Source organism: uncultured Vagococcus sp., assembly GCF_963518325.1.
Taxonomy (GTDB): Bacteria; Bacillota; Bacilli; order Lactobacillales; family Vagococcaceae; genus Vagococcus_D.
The window spans coordinates 247,462-266,347 of record NZ_CAUQJB010000002.1 but is presented as its reverse complement, the minus strand read 5'-3'; the positions used below and the strand labels follow the sequence as shown (position 1 = coordinate 266,347).

The 18,886-nt window shown below is 38.8% G+C and carries 15 protein-coding genes; 13 read left to right on the top strand and 2 right to left on the bottom strand.

Features of this window, described 5'->3' with window-relative positions; all coding sequences use genetic code 11:
* Window positions 1-340: 340 nt before the first annotated feature.
* The 7 genes from RWN13_RS03125 to RWN13_RS03095 all read left to right on the top strand — a co-directional run bounded on the left by RWN13_RS03125 (window position 341) and on the right by RWN13_RS03095 (window position 7,899).
* Window positions 341-1,267 (top strand): sugar ABC transporter permease, encoded by a 927-nt coding sequence (locus tag RWN13_RS03125; protein ID WP_314060396.1) that lies wholly within the window; start codon window positions 341-343, stop codon window positions 1,265-1,267.
* Between the two features lie 14 nt (window positions 1,268-1,281).
* Complete coding sequence (locus RWN13_RS03120) at window positions 1,282-2,199, top strand: carbohydrate ABC transporter permease (RefSeq protein WP_314060394.1); 918 nt, start codon at window positions 1,282-1,284, stop codon at window positions 2,197-2,199.
* Window positions 2,200-2,335: 136 nt separating this feature from the next.
* Window positions 2,336-3,781 carry an ABC transporter substrate-binding protein gene (locus RWN13_RS03115; protein ID WP_314060504.1) on the top strand — a complete coding sequence of 482 codons (1,446 nt, stop codon included), beginning with the start codon at window positions 2,336-2,338 and terminating at the stop codon, window positions 3,779-3,781.
* Between the two features lie 206 nt (window positions 3,782-3,987).
* Window positions 3,988-4,110: a hypothetical protein gene (locus RWN13_RS03110; RefSeq protein ID WP_314060392.1), complete on the top strand. Its 123-nt coding sequence runs from the start codon at window positions 3,988-3,990 to the stop codon at window positions 4,108-4,110.
* A gap of 11 nt (window positions 4,111-4,121) precedes the next feature.
* The gene (locus RWN13_RS03105) at window positions 4,122-4,721 is read left to right on the top strand and encodes a DUF624 domain-containing protein (RefSeq protein ID WP_314060390.1); all 600 of its coding nucleotides are present in this window, start codon (window positions 4,122-4,124) and stop codon (window positions 4,719-4,721) included.
* A 27-nt stretch (window positions 4,722-4,748) separates the two neighbouring features.
* A complete protein-coding gene (locus RWN13_RS03100) occupies window positions 4,749-6,428 on the top strand; it encodes a histidine kinase (protein ID WP_314060388.1) in 1,680 nt (559 codons plus the stop codon).
* 22 nt (window positions 6,429-6,450) lie between these two features.
* Window positions 6,451-7,899 (top strand): response regulator transcription factor, encoded by a 1,449-nt coding sequence (locus tag RWN13_RS03095; RefSeq protein WP_314060386.1) that lies wholly within the window; start codon window positions 6,451-6,453, stop codon window positions 7,897-7,899.
* Window positions 7,900-7,958: 59 nt separating this feature from the next.
* On the opposite strand, the gene RWN13_RS03090 is transcribed toward RWN13_RS03095, so the two are convergent.
* Window positions 7,959-9,344, bottom strand: a complete 1,386-nt coding sequence (locus tag RWN13_RS03090) for a sulfatase-like hydrolase/transferase (RefSeq protein WP_314060385.1) — start codon at window positions 9,342-9,344, stop codon at window positions 7,959-7,961.
* Between the two features lie 311 nt (window positions 9,345-9,655).
* Between RWN13_RS03090 and RWN13_RS03085 the strand changes: the two genes are divergently transcribed.
* The 6 genes from RWN13_RS03085 (at window position 9,656) to RWN13_RS03060 (ending at window position 17,689) form a co-directional block, all read left to right on the top strand.
* Window positions 9,656-11,146, top strand: coding sequence for a sulfatase-like hydrolase/transferase (locus RWN13_RS03085; RefSeq protein WP_314060382.1), 1,491 nt, complete (start codon window positions 9,656-9,658; stop codon window positions 11,144-11,146).
* Between the two features lie 177 nt (window positions 11,147-11,323).
* Entirely contained in the window at window positions 11,324-11,968 is a 645-nt protein-coding gene (locus RWN13_RS03080; RefSeq protein WP_314060380.1) for an ATP-binding cassette domain-containing protein, read from the top strand.
* Window positions 11,965-12,723, top strand: coding sequence for an ABC transporter permease (locus RWN13_RS03075; RefSeq protein WP_314060378.1), 759 nt, complete (start codon window positions 11,965-11,967; stop codon window positions 12,721-12,723). The genes RWN13_RS03080 and RWN13_RS03075 overlap by 4 nt, the downstream gene beginning before the upstream one ends.
* 181 nt (window positions 12,724-12,904) lie before the next feature.
* Window positions 12,905-14,479 carry a peptide chain release factor 3 gene (locus tag RWN13_RS03070; protein WP_314060375.1) on the top strand — a complete coding sequence of 525 codons (1,575 nt, stop codon included), beginning with the start codon at window positions 12,905-12,907 and terminating at the stop codon, window positions 14,477-14,479.
* A gap of 792 nt (window positions 14,480-15,271) precedes the next feature.
* Window positions 15,272-15,859 carry a TetR/AcrR family transcriptional regulator C-terminal domain-containing protein gene (locus tag RWN13_RS03065; protein WP_314060373.1) on the top strand — a complete coding sequence of 196 codons (588 nt, stop codon included), beginning with the start codon at window positions 15,272-15,274 and terminating at the stop codon, window positions 15,857-15,859.
* Window positions 15,860-15,985: 126 nt separating this feature from the next.
* Window positions 15,986-17,689, top strand: coding sequence for an oleate hydratase (locus RWN13_RS03060; RefSeq protein ID WP_314060372.1), 1,704 nt, complete (start codon window positions 15,986-15,988; stop codon window positions 17,687-17,689).
* Between the two features lie 37 nt (window positions 17,690-17,726).
* Here the strand turns inward: RWN13_RS03060 and RWN13_RS03055 are convergent, their stop codons facing one another.
* Complete coding sequence (locus tag RWN13_RS03055; protein ID WP_314060370.1) at window positions 17,727-18,731, bottom strand: hypothetical protein; 1,005 nt, start codon at window positions 18,729-18,731, stop codon at window positions 17,727-17,729.
* Window positions 18,732-18,886 lie beyond the last annotated feature (155 nt).

Genomic DNA, 18,886 nt, shown 5'->3' with positions numbered 1-18,886 from the left:
ATGTTTAAATGGAAATAGGAAATTAAGACAAAGAGCTATATCTATCATTTGTTTACTTGGAAAACCCGTAGTGACACTGATTAGAAGTGATTACCTATAATCTGTAGACAAAAATCAATGGTTTATTTCTTATTTTTATAGCGCTTTATTCGTATACTTAGAATGTGAAATTGATTAAATGAGTTAAACAGAGGTCATACAAACAAAAGGAGGTCCTATGGTTATTGCTTTGGCACTTACCGATAGTGGGCTTTCCGCTAGGCTCCAATCGTATCAATGTCTAAGTTCCTCTGGAACTTAGACATTGATGAGCGGACCTACAAGCAAAAGGAGGAGTAATATGAAGCAGTTAAAGAAAGCGATGAAGCACAAGGCGCTGTTATTAATGGCTTTGCCAGGGACTATCTGGTTGATTGTCTTTTTCTACATTCCAGTGCTGGGAAATGTAGTGGCTTTCAAGAATTTTAAGATTTCAGAAGGCGGTTTTATTAAAAGTCTGATTGACAGCCCGTGGGTGGGATTTAAGAATTTTGAGTTCTTATTTAAATCCTCTAATGCATACATCATCACTCGTAACACAGTGCTGTATAATGCCACATTTATTATATTGAATCTCTTGGTTGCCGTTATTTTCGCTGTTATTTTGAGCCAATTACGCTCGAAAAGATCTATTAAGGTGATTCAAACATCGATGTTATTACCTTACTTCTTATCTTGGGTTATTATTAATTTCTTTGTTAACTCATTCTTAAATCCAGAAAAGGGCTTGTTTAATGCTTTAATCACAGGAAATGGTGGCGAAGCGATTAGTTGGTATAATGAGCCGAAATATTGGCCTTTTATCATCATCTTTATGGGCGTCTGGAAGGGGATTGGCTATAACAGTATCATTTACTTTGCATCAATTATGGGGATTGATCCAACTTATTATGAGGCGGCGGAAGTTGATGGCGCTAGCAAGTGGCAACAAATTATTCACGTAACGATTCCCCAATTGATTCCTTTAATGACGGTCTTAACGATCTTAGCTGTCGGTAATATTTTTAGAGCCGACTTTGGCTTGTTCTATCAATTGCCTCGGGAATCAGGTGCACTATTTGATGTCACGAATGTACTAGATACTTACATTTTTAGGGGACTGATGAAGAGTGGTGACATCGGCATGGCGTCAGCAGCAGGATTATATCAATCAGTTGTCGGCTGTATTCTAGTCGTGGTTACCAATTTAATCGCTAGAAAATACGATGAAAACTCAGCATTATTCTAAGAGGGGAGACGAACATGAAAAAGAAAAAACAAATAGACTCAGTTAATATCAAAGGCTTTAGTAAACCAGTCAATGTTTTGTTTACTGCGTTAATGGCAATTGTTGCAATCGGATGCGTCTTTCCTTTTCTCTTTGTTATTGTCATCTCCTTTACGAGTGAGCAATCGATTGTCCAAAATGGTTATCAGCTGATTCCGTCTGGTTGGAGCTTGGACGGCTATCGTTATTTATTTGAAATGAAGGAGCAAATTTTACAAGCTCTGTTTATTACGGTGTTTGTTACCGTATTTGGAACATTAGTTAACGTTATTTTTACATCGACTTATGCCTATTCAATTTCAAGACAGAATTTTCCTTTCCGCCGCTTTTTCACCATGTTGGCCTTAGCCTCAATGTTGTTCAGTGCCGGAATGGTTCCTAATTATATTGTCATGACTAACTTATTAGGATTGAAAGATACGATCTGGGCGTTGATTTTACCAATGGCATTGTCACCTTTTAATATTATTGTCATGCGGACATTCTATCGCCGTTCAGTTCCCGATGCAATTATCGAAGCAGCCAGAATTGATGGTGCGGGGGAATTAAGAACCTTCCTGCAGATTGTTTTGCCATTGTCTGTTCCAGGAATTGCTACGATCAGTTTATTTGCGGCTTTGGCTTATTGGAATGATTGGTTTAATGCACTTCTTTATATACAAAGTGATAATCTAGTGCCTTTGCAATATTTGTTAATGAAGATTCAAGCAAACATTGATTTTATGATGCAAAATACCGCTTTAGGGGCTCAAGTAACAGGGGGCATCGGTATTCCAAAAGAGGCCACCCGAATGGCCATGGTCGTGATTTCAACACTGCCGATTGCGGCGACATATCCATTTTTCCAAAAGTACTTTGTTGGTGGCTTAACCATTGGCGGAGTCAAAGAATAGGTTATAATCCCGACAGAGCACGTGGTAGGCGCTGTTTGCGCCAATCATGACTCTGTCTGGTATAATAAAAATCTGAATTAGAAAATCGGAGGGAACGAACGTGAAAAAAACGTTTAAAAAGTTGGTGTTAGCTAGTATGGGCTTAGCTTTAGTTGGTACTTTAGCAGCTTGTGGTGGTTTAACAGGGGACAAACAAAAATCAAAGAAAAATGACAAGGCTAGTGGTGATACGACGACCTTGACTATGTATCGTGTGGGTGAAAAGCCTAAGAATTATGACGAATTAATGGAAGTTGTTAATAAACGCATGAAGGATGAAATTGGCGCTGAGTTAAATATTCAATACATTGGCTGGGGAGATTACCAAAATAAAATGTCTGTCATTACCTCTTCTGGTGAAGATTATGACATCGCTTTCGCTGACAGTTATGTTAATACTGCTCAAAAGGGTGCTTATAAAGATTTAACGGAGCTTGCGCCTAAGTATGCCAAGGAAACCTATGAAAATCTTAATCCAACTTATATTGAGGGAAATAAAGTGGATGGTAAATTATATGCGATTCCTGTTAACGCCAATGTCTTTGCTCAACGAGTGATGACCTTCGATAAAGAGTTGGTGGATAAGTATGACATGGATCTTTCAAAAGTGAAAACCATTGCCGATTTAGAACCTTTACTGAAAGTAATTAAGGAAAAAGAGCCAAATGTGTCGCCTTTCCCAGCAGGTAAAGATATTCGTATGGGACATTTCGATTACGTGTATGATGTTAATGTGCCATTAGGCATTGATATTGAGGGAGATAAAACTAAAATCATTAATCCTTATGCAGATTCACCACGGATGAAACGTGATTTGAACGATATGCATAACTTATTTACTCAAAAATATATCCCGCAAGATGCTGCAACAAGTGATGAGCTTTATCGCTTAGATGATAAAACATGGTTTGTTCGGGTCGAAACTCAAGGGCCTTATGATTATGGTGACACAATTTTAACACGAGCAGCTGGTCGTGAATTAGTTTCTGTCCCACTGACAACCCCATTAAAAGACAATGGTCAAATGTTCGTTGCTAACTGGGTGATTTCTAATACATCTAAAAATGCTGAAAAAGCCTTAGAAGCAATTAATTTAATTAACACTGATCAAGATTTATTAGCGACAATGGTCTTTGGTAAAGAGGGCGAAGGCTGGGAAAAAGTTGGCGACGATCGCATGAAGACTTTACCTGGTTATGATGCAAGTAATAAAGTTATTGGTGGTGCCTGGATGACAGGTGATAACAATAAGATTTATCTTGATGAAAAAATTACAGATGACATGGTGAAAGAACGAGATGAAAAAATCGAAGCGGCTGAGCAGTCACCGTTGTTAGGCTTCAATTTTAACGCTGAAGAAGTTAAGACAGAAATTACCAATTTATCAAACGTCACAGGGCAATATAAAGCAGGCTTAAGCACGGGGACACTTGATCCGGAAAAAGCTCTTCCAGAATTTAATGCAAAACTTGAAGAAGCTGGTTTGAAAAAAGTTCAAGAAGAGATGCAAAAACAATTCGATGATTTTATGAAAAATAAATAATAATGAGCTGCTAAGGACAAGACTAGTTTTGTTGCAGGCTGGATTGTTAGGCAGAGCAAGGTTATCTAATAGGATATAGGTTGATCGAATGAAGGGGGCAGAGGCAAATTTCTATAAGAGATTTGCCTTTGTTCTATTCACATATAAAGGTCCTGTTAAAGAATCACGCTTAACTATTAGACTTTCGACTAAAAAGGAGTTGAAAAATGCTATCTTTTACTCGAGATTATATTGATCAATCAATGGAACAATCGATTCGAATTATTTTACGGGATGTATCTATTTATGAAATTAATCATGAAAAATGTTATTATGTTAACGAAAGGTAGAGGTGAAACCCTTGATAGAGAGCGGCATTACAGAAGGTATTAATAAGTTCTTTTATATTTTGAAATTAAGTGTTTATTTTTGGGCAATGAGTTTGGTTGGAGCGGTGTTTTTAGGTGTTGGACCAGCATTTTTAGCGATTATGTCGATCTATCAGGAATTCGGCTGGGACTACAAAGAAATTACGTGGCAAGGGCTGTGGCCTCGTTTTAAAACTTATTTTATCTTAGGAAACAAGCTGCTTTATTCATATGGGCTAGCGAGTTTATTTCTTTTTTTAAGCTTATATACCTCGAGCCAATTAACGGGGATTATCTTTTTGATGATTGATTTTATGTTGGTAGTGTTGATGTTAATGGTGATGGTTGGAGGATTCTTCGCCTTTGCTTTAGTCTCTGTTTACGAGATATCTTTTAAAAACCTTCTTAAGTTATCTTTTATTTTAGTTTTTAAGGAATTAAAAGCGACTTTCTCCATTGTTATTTTTATGGTTATTGTGATGGTCGTGGGGTATAAAGCACCGGCGCTAATCTTTTTTGCTGGAATTGGAACGGTGGCTTTCTTTTTAAGTCGTCTTGGAAAAAAAATAGACGAAGGGTTAAGATTCGAGTAGTTCGGATGGATGCTGGGGGAGTCAGTGATGAAAATTAAAGGAAATTTGATGTACCGCTTGTTAAAAATATACTCGGTTACGTTATTGGTGATTATCACCATCTTTGCCATAGGGATTAGTTGGATTACTAATCGAGAAAGTTCCAAACGAGCGGAACGATTGGCGCAAAATTCATTGCTAAGAGTTTCAGCTTTTGTGGAAGAAAATCAGCAAAAAGCAGTTGAATTGGCAAATAATATTAGTGACAGTGAAATAGAATATCAAGGACTGACTAGATACTTTGCCATGACTGATGCAGAGTATCTCGATTATACGTTGACTCATAATTACGCAAAAAGTAATTTTACACATGTTATTCAACAATTATATCCTACAAATGATGAAATAGTCTCGGTTTCTGTTGATTTACTTAATAATAAAGAACGTTATTTGTCGGATGTTGATAGTCGATATGGACGTAAAGTGGAGCAACTTCCGCCAAATAGGGAAATCATGTTTAATGCGCCTCTAAAGGATGTCTGGGCTAAGCTGATTGGCAATCTGTACATGACCGTCAATAAGGAACCGTTAACTGAGATGCTAAAGCAATTATCAGCGGAGTACACGGCCGATGTTTTTTTAATTTCTGAAAGAAATCAGCTGGTCTATACGAATTCGCAAAATAAAGAATTAGTCGCTGAACTGGAGAAAAAGCTTGAAAAAGGCAATGGTATTGATACTAGTCAATATGAAACTGATAATATTGTGGCGGAAACTCAAGTGACCGTTCAAAAATATCAAATTCTATCCTTGGTCAATAAAGAACAAGTAAACCGAAGTTCACGACTATTTATGTTTTGGATGATATTTTTTAGTTTAATTATCGATGGAGTTCTTTTATTCTTATTGTACCGGTTATTTAATGGTTACGTCTTTCAAATTGGTGATATTTTAGAGACTATCAAGCAAGTGTCAACTGGCAATCGAGGGACTCGAATCCCTACAGAGAATAAAAAGGCGGAATTAAAAGATATTTCTCAGGGAATTAATGAGATGTTGGAAAGCTTGGATAATTTTATTAAAGAAAATTACGAATTGGAGCTACGGCAAAAGGACGCTGATTTTAGGGCCTTACAAGCTCAGATTAACCCTCATTTTATGTATAATACGTTAGAGTATATCCGAATGTATGCCCTAAGTGAAGGGATGGATGAATTATCCGAGGTCGTCTTTTCATTTGCGTCAATTTTACGGAACAACATCTCTCAGAAAAAAATGATTACGTTGGAAAATGAACTTAAATTTGTCGAGCAGTATGTCTATCTCTATCAAATGCGTTATCCAAAAAGCATTGCCTATTCCTTCAAAATTGATCAAAGTTTAAGAGGATTTGAAATACCCAAATTTTGTTTGCAGCCTCTCGTGGAGAACTATTTTGCTCACGGCATTGATTTTACTCGTTTGGATAATGTGATCAGCGTTTATGCTCGTGAAGATGAAGGGGGAATCGAGATAGAAATTCGCGATAATGGAAAGGGGATTGCCTCTGAAACCCTGACAAAAATCAATGAGTATTTAGTTTACAATAAAGCTTATGAAAGCCAATCAATCGGCATTCAAAATGTTAATGAACGATTAAAAATTATTTTTGGTGAGCATTATCTAATGAATTATGAAGAAACACCTGGTGGTGGTACAACGGTTCGTATAAGAATTAGGCGAAATTAGTGGTGAAATATGAGGGGGAGAAATGATGTGCAAAGTTCTATTAGTCGATGATGAATACATGATTTTAGCAGGGCTTAAGCATTTGATTCCTTGGAATGAACTGGGGATAGAATTGGTTGGCACCGCGACTAATGGTAGAGAAGCCCTAGATTTTGTTTTGCGAGAGCAGGTGGATATCGTCTTGTCTGACATTACGATGCCTCTGTTGTCGGGAATTGATTTTTTAAGAGAGGCTAAAAAGCAGCAGGTGAACATTAAGACAATCTTTTTATCTGGTTATCAGGAGTTTGAATTTGTTAAGGAAGGCATGTCATTAGGTGCTGTTGATTATTTGGTTAAGCCAGTGGATCGAAATGAATTAGTTTTAGCCTTAAAAAAAGCAATCGCTTTTGTGCAAGAAGAATCAAATAAGCATGACTTTGAACAGTTGAAATTCCAACAACGTTTGAAGGAATGGGTCTTTGGTGAACCGGAACAGATGTTGATCGATGAGCTAGGGTTACTCAATCGTCAGTCCGTTAATGTCTTTGTTGGCCAATATGAAGAGACAAGTTTCAAAGAATACTTGGACAAACTGGCTAATTGTTACTATTTTTCAGTGGGAGAAAAGCAAGTAGTTGGTATTTTCTTGGATTATAAAAAAAATGAATTGGGGCAGTTGTACCGTCAAATGGCAGAAAGATTCCCTAAAGACGTTTTTGTTTTTGCTGGAACTCTTAAGGATACTTACTTGGAAATAAAAAAAAGTTATCGTGTGGCGATCTCTTTAAGAGATAGTTATTACTTTTATAATTTGGTCCAAGATGGCTGTATTTGGCTGGAATTAACCAACCAATTGGAAGAAATCTATTACAATAGTACAGATGATTTACCTTTTATTTCTAAAAGTGAAAGAGAATTAAGTTTACATGAGAAAATTTTGCAAATTATTCATTATTTTGAACGAACACCGATTCCGCCAAACCATGCGCGTTATTTTATGTTGCTGATTCTTTCTGATGCAAGAGCTCATTATGACTTGGAATTAAAAGGCAGCTATCAAGAAGAAATTGACCAAATTCGTAATATTAATAACATAAATGAAATTACAGCCACCTTCCTTCAGCTTGAAGAGGAAATTAAAGGGTTGCTTTCTCAACGATCCTACAGTGAGTTAACTCAAAAAGCAATCGATCTGGTCCATCGCGATTATCAACATGATCTGATACTAAAGGAAATAGCCGAGGCCCTATATGTTAACCCCATGTATCTAGGACAGTTGATCCGCAAGGAAACAGGTCAGACCTTTGCCCAATATTTGAATAGTTACCGGATCAAAAAGGCGGAGGAAATGTTGATTAAATCGGCTAAAACCGTCAATGAAATAGCCCATGCCGTGGGATATTCAAGCACTGGTTATTTCCATAAGAACTTCAAAGAAATTTACGGCATCACGCCGAAAGAGTTTCGCGAGAAAAATTTATCCATATAAGGGATAGAGGGCTAGCGAAGGCTAGTCCTCTAAGGGTCTTTTGGGGGATTAAGTAGCTATTACCGGGACCAGAAAGTTTGTCCTTGGGGAAAGTCCAAATCTCCCCACTCTAAGGCAGTTTTTTTGAGGGCGATTTTGAGTTCCGCCACTAGTGAGCCGTATGAGGGAAGCTGAGACAAGTCATGGGATTCACAGGGATCATCTTTAAGGTCGAACAGTTGGGTATAGTTGCCAAATTGAGTGCGGTATTCGATTAGTTTGTAGCGATCTTTCTTGTAACTGCGTATTTTGTCTCTAAAGGCACCAAAGAGGCTCTCTCGGACACTCTCTTGGTTTTCGATGATAGGTCTTAAGGATTTTCCGGCAAGGTCCTTAGGTGGTAAAATACCGACTAATTCGCAGATTGTTGGGAAAATATCCATCAAATAAACATATTGTTGGCGTTTTTCACCTTGAGGTAGACCAGGTCCGGCCATAATTAAGGGCACTCTAACACTATGTTCATAAAGATTTTGTTTCCCCATTAAGCCGTGTTGGCCAATTGCAATCCCATTGTCACCACTAAAGATAATAATTGTCTCATCAAACAGACCTTCTGCTTTTAAAGTAGTGATAATTTGGCCGATGGCATCATCGAGGTGGCTAATCATGGCGTAATAGTCTGCTAGATGCTGTTTAATAGCTTGGGACTGACGGGGGTACTTTTCCAAGGACTCATCTCGCTGCTCTCTAATATCGAATTCAAATGAATGTTCAGGTAAAAAGTTCTCAGGCAGCGGCAAGTTATCTGCCTGATACATCTGTTGGTATTTTTCCGGCATGGTTCGTGGATCGTGTGGGGCCAGGAAAGACGTGTACATAAAAAATGGTTGCTCTTTGATGGCAGGTTGTGTTAAAAAGCGAATCGTTTCCTCCGTAAATAAATCAGTGGAATGCTTGCCAAGCTCAATCTGTTGAGAGGGTAATTCTATGACGGTGTTGCTAGAAAATGGATTGTGGGTAAATTTATGGGTATCATCATAAGCGCCCTTTTTGTCATATGGGTAAGTTGGCACATTCCAATGATCCCACATGCCACCAAAAAAGATTTGATTACCACCAGTGAAACTGCGAGCGTAAGAATCAGTGCCATTGTGCCACTTGCCAATCCCATATGTCTGATAGCCCGCTCTTTTTAATGTTTCCCCCAGCAGCGGGTGGTTCTTTGGAATGGTCTCACCACAGTTCTCCAGTTTAAAAAGTGATTGGGAACTGTGAATCATGGCACGGCTGGGCATACAAATAGCGCCACTCGTCCCACCAGGGATATGGGCTTGTTCAAAACTAATTCCAGAGGCCACCAGTTCATCTAAATGAGGCGTTTGAATGTCTGGATTCCCAAGTGCATGAATTGTGTCAAAACGTTGATCATCGGTTAAAATAAAGACGATATTTTTGTTGGTCATGGTTATCCTCCTAGCTGGATGTTAAGTCTTAGCCTTATTTTAACAGTGAGAATGGGTGTAATTAAAGCGTGAAATGATAGTAGAAATGATACTAATCATAGGTAAGCATAGATTAATCTATAAAAGATGATAAAAGACCTATAGTTTATTGGTTAATATTGAGAACGGTTACTTGTATAATGGTGAATAGGGGACAGCAATATCTAGCGAAAATAATTTATAGGGATTGTTCCGCAGAATGCTCCACAGATCATAAGTAACGTGGGCAGTGAATAATTTAACAGGAACGATCGAAGGAAGGACATTAGCCGATGACAAAACAACCGAATATTTTATTTATATTAACGGATCAACAGCGAAAGGATACGCTGACAACATATGGGGATCTAATATCTGAGACTCCTGTCCTTGACCAATTAGCGGAAGACAGTACTGTTTTTGAAAATGCTTATGCCAGTTGTCCGATTTGTGCACCTGCCCGAGCTACGATTCAAACAGGACTTTACCCGATGCATCATGGGATGCTGACCAATTCTTATAATTATGGAAACATGATTCAAGAATTGCCGAATTCTGCTGAGTTATTGAGTAATCGCTTGAAAGAGCAAGGTTATCAACTTGGATACACTGGGAAGTGGCATCTTGGATCAGGAGTAGATAATATTAAGGCGGACGATTATATTCAAACATATATGGGGGAGATGCATTTCCCGGAAATTACCTTTGATTATTCCGCTACCCCAGAAGAAATAGGGTATCAAGGTGATTACTTTCCAGGCCATGGCTATGGCGGGCATCATTATCCAGAGTTTAAGCGCTACTTGAAAGAACGAGGCCTAGTTCACCAGGTTGAGGGACTTATAACTGGAAATTATGGCGGGCATCAGGCTGGTGAGGTGATCTCTGGTATCGAATCAACGATTGAACACTTTTTAGTGGAGCGGACGAAAGAGCTGCTGTCAGGATTTTCAAAGGAGGCTCCCTGGTATTTTCAATTGAATTTTTGGGGGCCTCATGAACCCTATTTCGCTCCCACGGAATTTTTGGAAGGTTATCGTCAACGTGATATGCCAAAATGGGAAAATTATCAAGGAGATAGTGATAACAAACCACGGATTCATGATTTAAAAAGAGCTAATGACCCTGCTTGGTCGGCATTGGAGCCTTATATACAACATTATTTTGCCAATACTAGCCATATCGATTATCAGATTGGTCGGTTGTTGGCCTATCTTAAAGAACGAGACCTTTACGATGAGACGATCATTATCTTTAGTAGCGATCACGGAGAGTCACTGGGCATTCATAATGGGTTATGTGACAAAGCTATTTTTATGTATGAGGAAACCTGCAGTATCCCTTTACTAATCAAAGGTGTTAATCAACAAAAGAGGGGCCGTGTGAAAGAGCTCGTTAGTAGTTGCGATTTATATTCAACTATTTTAGAATTTGCAGGTTGGGAACGAGAAAGGGTTCAACGAGATGGCTCATCTCTGGTGCCATTAGTCACCCATGAAACTTGTTCGTGGCGCGAAGCGGTTGTCACCGAATGTTCTGGGATTGGGAGCGTCATGTTTTCGCAACGGATGATTCGTAAAGGCGAAATGAAATATGTTTTCAATTGTGGAGACATAGATGAACTATATGATCTGGAGACTGACCCCTATGAGAAAATTAATTTAATCGATAGGGAAGAGTATCGAGTAGCTCTCCTTGATATGAGAGGAGAACTGGAAGCCTGGATGTTAGCTCATAATGATAATTTGATTTTTGATTACCGATATTTAAGAATGAGAGAGTGAGAATAAGGATGAAAGGACTGGGAAAAATTCCTAGTCTTTTTCTATGTCTAGATCTAACGCCTACTCAATTAATTAAGAGGTCAGAGGCAAGCCAAATCCTTAGCTTTTTGCTAAATCAGTCGTTTAAACAAAGGAAAAGACCTGTTATACTGGAAATGTCGTGAAAGGAGCATTTGTGTGTCGCAATTATTTCAAATTAAAGAGCTGGCTTACGAAGTCAGGGATAAAGAGATTCTTAAAGAGATTAATTTAGTGGTTGAGAAAGGTGAGGATTTAGTCGTCTCCGGTCCGTCTGGTAGTGGCAAAAGCACGTTGTTGAAATTGCTCGGGTCATTATTAACACCGACTTCGGGGCAATTGCTTTTCGAAGGTCGCCCCGTCAGTGACAGAGAGCCAACCGAGTATCGAAAAGAGGTCTCTTATTGTTTTCAAAGTCCTCAATTATTTGGCGAAACGGTTAGCGATAACTTAAGATTTCCTTACGAGATTCGTCAGCAACGATTTAACGAAGAGCGTAGTCGAGAATTATTGATGCAAGTGGGGTTGGCCGAGACCTTTTTGACTAAGTCTATCAATGACCTTTCAGGAGGCGAGAAGCAACGTGTGGCCTTAATTCGTCATTTACAATTTATGCCAAAAGTGTTGTTATTAGATGAGGTAACCAGTGCCTTGGATCGCCAAAGTAGCTTGCAGATTAGAGGTTTTTTAAAACAGATTCAAGCGGAATATCAATTGACGTTAATTCGAGTGACTCATGTGGAAGAAGAAATTAAGCAGGCCAGTCGTTTAGTAAATGTTATTGAGGGGAGAATAGTGAAATGAACACATTGGCGATTAACAATATGACCTTAGTTTTAGCGGCATCTCTTGTGGTTATTTCTTTATTGTTGTCTTATAAAGAACAGTTGAAATTAGAAAAATCAATGATTAGCAGTGTTGTTCGTGCAGTGGTTCAGTTGACCGTAATAGGCTATGTCTTAAAATACGTTTTTCAAAGTAGCCAGCTGGTCTTAGTGATTGGAATGTTTTTAGTGATTTGTTTTAATGCTTCATACAATGCGGCGAAGAAGAATAAAGGGATTCCGCATATTTTTCGCACATCACTCATCGCCATTATGAGCGGCACATTTGTGACTTTAGCTATTTTAGTTGCCAGTGGCTCTATTCAATTAATGGCTTCTCAAGTCGTACCGATAACGGGAATGATTGCCAGCAATTCGATGGTGGCCATTGGTTTGTGTTATCGCAATATGACAACGTCATTTAAAGATCGGCGTCAGCAAGTTCAGGAGCGTTTGGCACTGGGAGCCAATTTGAAACAAGCCTCACGGATCATTGTCAGAGAAAGCATTAGAACGGGGATTACGCCGACGTTGGATTCAACTAAAACCATGGGGATTGTCAGTTTACCTGGCATGATGAGCGGTTTGATTTTTGCAGGGGTTGACCCAGTTCATGCGATTAAGTATCAAATAATGGTGGTCTTTATGTTAATGTCCACCACAGCGATTGCATCAGTCATCGCGTGTTATGGCAGTTATAAAGGGTACTTCAATGAGCGTGATCAATTAGTTTAAGTGTCGATCAAGAGGATTCAGCGGTCAAAGCTTTATTCTCGCCGTTCTTCATGATATACTTACAAATGGTTGAAATTTTTCTGCTATGGTACCTGAATAGGGAGAAATCATAAGGAGTCGTCCAATGTAAATAATTAATTTAAACTAACAGATAAATAGATATAGACGAAGGAGATTAGTGATGAGTCAAAAACAACATGAAGCGGTTGATAGTCGTCGCACTTTTGCGATTATTTCCCATCCGGATGCGGGGAAAACAACGATTACGGAGCAGTTACTGCTCTTTGGGGGAGCTATTCGCCAAGCTGGAACAGTCAAAGGGAAAAAAACAGGTAACTTTGCTAAGTCTGACTGGATGGAAATCGAGAAACAAAGAGGGATTTCTGTTACCAGTTCGGTGATGCAATTTGATTACGATGATAAACGGGTGAACATTTTAGATACACCTGGACATGAGGACTTCTCGGAAGATACCTATCGTACGCTGATGGCTGTTGATGCTGCGGTGATGGTAGTTGACAGTGGGAAAGGGATTGAGGCTCAGACCAAAAAATTATTCCAAGTTTGTCGCATGCGTGGCATTCCGATCTTTACTTTTATGAATAAATTGGACCGTGATGGTCGCGAGCCTTTAGATTTATTGGCAGAACTGGAAGAAGTCTTGGAAATTGAGTCTTACCCAATGAACTGGCCAATTGGTATGGGAAAAGGACTTGAAGGACTGTACGATGTCTATCATCAGCGAGTGGAATTACACCGACCTGATAATTATGATGGTGAAAGGTTTATTCCGCTAGTCAATGGGGATATACCAGCGGATCATCCGCTACATAAAGATGCGGTTTATAATCAGGTTTTGGAAGATGTGGAATTATTAGTCGAAGCGGGAAATGAGTTTTCAGAAGAGAAAATTGCTGCTGGGAAATTAACCCCTGTCTTTTTCGGTTCCGCCTTAACGAATTTTGGTGTTCAAACATTCTTGGAAACTTTCTTGCAGTTTGCGCCAAAACCATCTTCTCATATTACCAAAGACGACAAAGAAATCAGTCCCTATGAAGAAGACTTTTCGGGATTTGTCTTTAAAATTCAAGCGAATATGAACCCGGCCCATCGTGATCGGATTGCTTTTATCCGAATTTGTTCGGGTACCTTTGAGCGTGGGATGGATGTCTTTTTACAGCGAACAGGTAAAAAGTTTAAATTAAGCAATTCCACCCAGTTTATGGCAGATACGCGTGAGACGGTAGAGGAAGCGGTAGCTGGTGATATTATCGGGTTGTATGATACGGGTAATTATCAAATTGGCGATACGATTTATTCTGGTAAATTGAATGTTGCTTATGAAGAGTTACCACAGTTTACCCCAGAATTATTTATGAAAGTGACAGCAAAAAATGTCATGAAGCAAAAATCATTCCATAAAGGGATGGCGCAGTTGGTCCAAGAGGGAGCGATTCAGCTCTATAAAACAATTGTGACGGAGGATTATATCATCGGGGCGGTGGGGCAGTTACAATTTGAAGTCTTCCAACATCGGATGTTAAATGAGTACAACACAGAAGTGATTATGACACCTATGGGCACAAAAACGGCTCGTTGGATTGATCCAAAAGATTTAGATGAGAGCATGAGCTCAAGTCGTAATATTTTGGTAAAAGACCGCTTTGATAATCCTTTATTCTTATTTGAAAATCAATTTGCTATGCGTTGGTTCTCAGACAAGTACCCTGATGTTGAGCTAAAGGCTTTACTGTAGAAATCTTGACGGTAAAGTTAGTTTAAGGGCATCAATAAAATGGTCAAAAAAGCCCTCTCTATCATTTGTTGATAGAGAGGGCTTTTTTTCTAATGTTTCGGAAAGGGAAAAATATGGAGATGGTAGGGTTGCAGTAACTATAGTATTTTGAAGCCGTTTTTCTCTCAAAAAAAGAGCTAACCACTTTAGCAAAGGACAAAGTGGTTGAGTAAAGTATTTAAAAGCCAATTAATTTTTTTGCAATCTCTGCAGGAACATCCATGATGAGAGGTAAGAAATGGCTTGTTTATCTGATTTATTTATGATTGTGAGGGATTTAAACGCGGTGTTCACATCCTTTTCGATACTGATTAAGAGGTTTGATTTTATTTACTCATGCTTTTCGGTATTTATTGAACTAAAATCTGATAGGCCATTATTTGGACAATTAATCATAAATTTAGAAAATGAATTTATCGCCTTATGGGTAGTATATCGGATAACAAAGTCCATAGCAAAACCAAGATTAACCAAAAAGCACTTATATTAACCTGTTTCACTATAGATTAACTGATAATAGGTCCTGTTTAGTTGAGAAATGACTTGTCAGAAGGGAAAGTAAGTTAATTTGGGATTAAAAAAAGGTTAATCTTAAATTTGACATTTGAAAAAAGTTGATGGTGTCATTCGGCTATGATGATACTCTTATAGAAAAATCATCATTTCGTGTTAAAGTATAAAGTGTGACTTGTTAAAATGTAAGCATGGATAGGTCTCAATAAAAAAGTTATTTCAAAAAAAGGAGTCGTGGAAATGTCAGAATCAATGATTACGAAAATGGCCTTAGGGGATGCGCTAATCGAACTATGTCATCACAAACGCTTCGAGAAAATCAACATCAGTGATATTACTGAGAGATGTGGGTTAAACCGTCAAACTTTTTACTATCACTTTACCGACAAATATGACTTGCTAGCTTGGCTTTATCAGGAAAGAACCTTTAAAGAGTTACGAGGGGATGTGCGACTGGATAATTGGGAAGGGCAAGTTTGTTTAATGCTTGAAAGTATTCAAAAATATCATAATTTTTATCGAAATACAGTTGGAGCGGACCCTAACACTTTTGCGATTGTATTTGGAGGGGTGACTAGTCATTTATTTTTAGAGCTATTTGCCAGATTAGATAAAGAGGGGCTAGTTAATTTAGAGGATCGCCGGTTTTATGCTAAGTTTTTTTCATATGGTTGCAGTGGTGTTGTGATTGAATGGATTCAAGGGGGAGCCAAGGTCAGTGCCGAAGCGATTGGCCATCAATTATTTCGTTTGGCAAAAGATACCGAGCGATTGGCTAATACTCGTTATGAAGAGGAGTTGGCGGAAGGATCTGAGAGGTATATATAACCGTTTGATTTTTAGACAATAAGAGTACTTTGTCGTAAGTTCAGACAAACTGTCCTGATTGTGTAGAGACAGTTGTCGTTTTCCTCCGTATAGTAAAGGTAATAAAAGAGGAAAAGAGGAATCACGATGAAGCATCATAAATGGAAATTAATGACATTAGGAGCAATCTCAGCTGGCGCGGCGGCATACTCTGCTAAAAAAATGACTAGAAAACAGGTGATAAAGCGCCAAGCAAAAGCCGAAGAAGAAATTAAAACACGGTATTATGGTGATCGCCAAGTTTATTTTATCGGTGGTGGTTTGGCAAGTCTTGCAGGGGCAACTTATTTAATTCGCGATGCTAACTTTGATGGTAAAAATATTCATATTTTTGAAGGCATGGATATTGTAGGGGGAAGTAATGATGGTTCAGGCACAATGACGGAGGGGTTTTTGTGTCGTGGTGGCCGGATGTTAAACGAAGAGACTTATGAAAATTTCTGGGATTTATTTGAGACGATACCTTCACTGGAATTTCCTAATCAAAGTGTGACAGAAGAAATTTTGAATTTTGATCACTTGCATCCCACTCATGCACAAGCTCGTTTAGTAGATGGTGAGGGGACCATTTTAGATGCTCACTCAATGGGTTTTGATAATAATGATCGCCTGAAGATGACCAAGTTACTAGGGACACCGGAAGAAAAATTAGATGGTATGAGAATAAATGACTGGTTTGATGATCACTTTTTTGAAACTAATTTTTGGTATATGTGGCAGACGACCTTTGCTTTCCAAAAATGGAGTAGTCTATTTGAGTTTCGTCGTTACATGAATCGGATGATTTTAGAGTTTAGTCGAATTGATACTCTTGAAGGAGTGACGCGGACTCGATATAATCAGTATGAAAGTTTGATATTACCGATTAAAGCCTATTTGGAAAAACATCAAGTCATTATTGAAACCAATTCAACTGTGGAGGATATTGAGTTTAAAGATGGCAAAGGCATTACTGCTACACGACTAATCTTCAAAGATGGCCGTGTACTTGAGTTAGGGAAAGACGATGTGGTCATGATGACCAATGCGTGTATGACCGATAGTACGACAGAAGGGGATTGGTCAACGGCAGCACCGACACCAGAGGAGCGTCCTATTTCTGGAGAACTTTGGTATAAGATTGCCAAGAAAAAACCAAATCTGGGAAATCCGGAACCTTTCTTTGGGCATGAAGCTGAAACTAACTGGCAAAGCTTTACTGTTACTTGTCGCGGAGATAAATTACTTAAGAAGATTGAAGCGTTCTCCACTAATATTCCAGGTAGTGGGGCGTTGATGACCCTGAAAGATTCAAATTGGTTAATCAGTACTGTCGTGGCGGCTCAACCTCATTTTAAATCCCAAGCATTGGACACAACGGTCTTCTGGGGTTATGGGTTGTATCCAGATAAAATTGGGGATTATGTAAAAAAACCAATGAAAGAATGTACTGGTGAAGAGATTTTATATGAATGGGTATGTCAAATGAACTGGCAAGAGGATTGGGATGAAATAAAAACAGATATCGTGAATGTCATTCCTTGTTACATGCCTTATATTGATGCCCAGTTCCAACCTAGAGCGATGGCAGATCGTCCACAGGTTGTACCAGAAGGAAGTACTAATTTTGCAATGATCAGCCAATTTGTAGAGATTCCCAAAGACATGGTCTTCACGGAAGAGTATTCTGTTCGCGCAGCTCGGATAGCTGTTTATAAGCTGTTTAATGTCGACAAAGAAATTTGCCCAGTGACTCCTTATAATCGAGATCCAAAAGTCTTGGCTAAGGCAGCAGAAACGATGTTTAGATAAAGAAAAGACCTTGCCAACTAGCAAGGTCTTTTCTTAGTTAGAAGCATTTGGAACAAGGGGTTAAGCCTCTTGCTAAGGCATCGTCCATGGTGGCCTCGGTGTATGTGCCATTTCCACATTTTCCAGCATGGTATTTCTTTCCAGTAGGGGTAACGAAGACCATTTCTGTCGTTACAGGCCCACCTTGATCGCCACCTGTTTCAGCTAAGCGTGTTACTTCGGCAGCAGCTTGGCGGGCTGATTCTTGTTCAGCGGCTACAATGGTTGAGTTAACCGTATCCAACCGCTTAGCAAGCTCTTCAGCGCCACCGGGAACCTGGGCAATCGCAAGTTTAGCTGTTTCATAGTGAGGTTTTGTTGGTTGGGTTTCAGCCGTAGCCAAAGCGACTTCGGCAGTTTTCATTTTTTCGGCTTTTGCCGCAGCTAGTTGAATAGTTTGTTTGACTTTTTCCAATCGTTCTGAAAAGCTTTTGTTTTCGTCTGTGAGAGCTTTAACAAGAGTAAATGCTTTATCATAATTTTCTTGGGTAGGTGTTGTTTCTGATAAAACAATGGCCGATTCAGCTGCAGCCTTCTCTTTGGCAATTTTTTCTTTTTCCGCTTTTTCTTTGGCTTCCGCTGCTAATCGTTTTTCTTCATCGGCAACGTGTTTGACAAAGGCTTTTGAGGGGGCAATAGTGACTGTTTTACTAAGTTTTTCTTTCTTATAGTGAGTGGTGACAATCACTTTTTGGGGCGTATCTTTAGTCAGTTTTACTTCGTAACTGAAGTTACCTTCTTCATGGGGGACCACCGTTCCATCAATGGTTAACTCGGCTTGGTCGTTAGTCTGCCCCTTTATTAAAGCTAAACCTACTTCATTGGTTTCCAGTGTGTCTTTCTCCAGTGTTAAAGTGTTGCTACTGCAGGCGCTCAAGAAAACAACACTAGTGCTAATTAGCAGAAAACTAAGCCAACTTTTCGTTTGTTGTTTTTTCTTTCGGTGCAGGATGCTCATAGCCATCACTATCAAAAAGAAGTATAAGAGTGGTACATTTTCCATTAAATCTCCTCCAATATATTAGTTAGTGCAATATACGGATTAATTATATACTTTAATTGGTTTATTTAAAAGAAATAATACTAAAATTATTTTAATTGTATTTTATTTAAGGAAAAACGACCTCTATTAAGAGGTCGTTCCAATATTTTATTTGT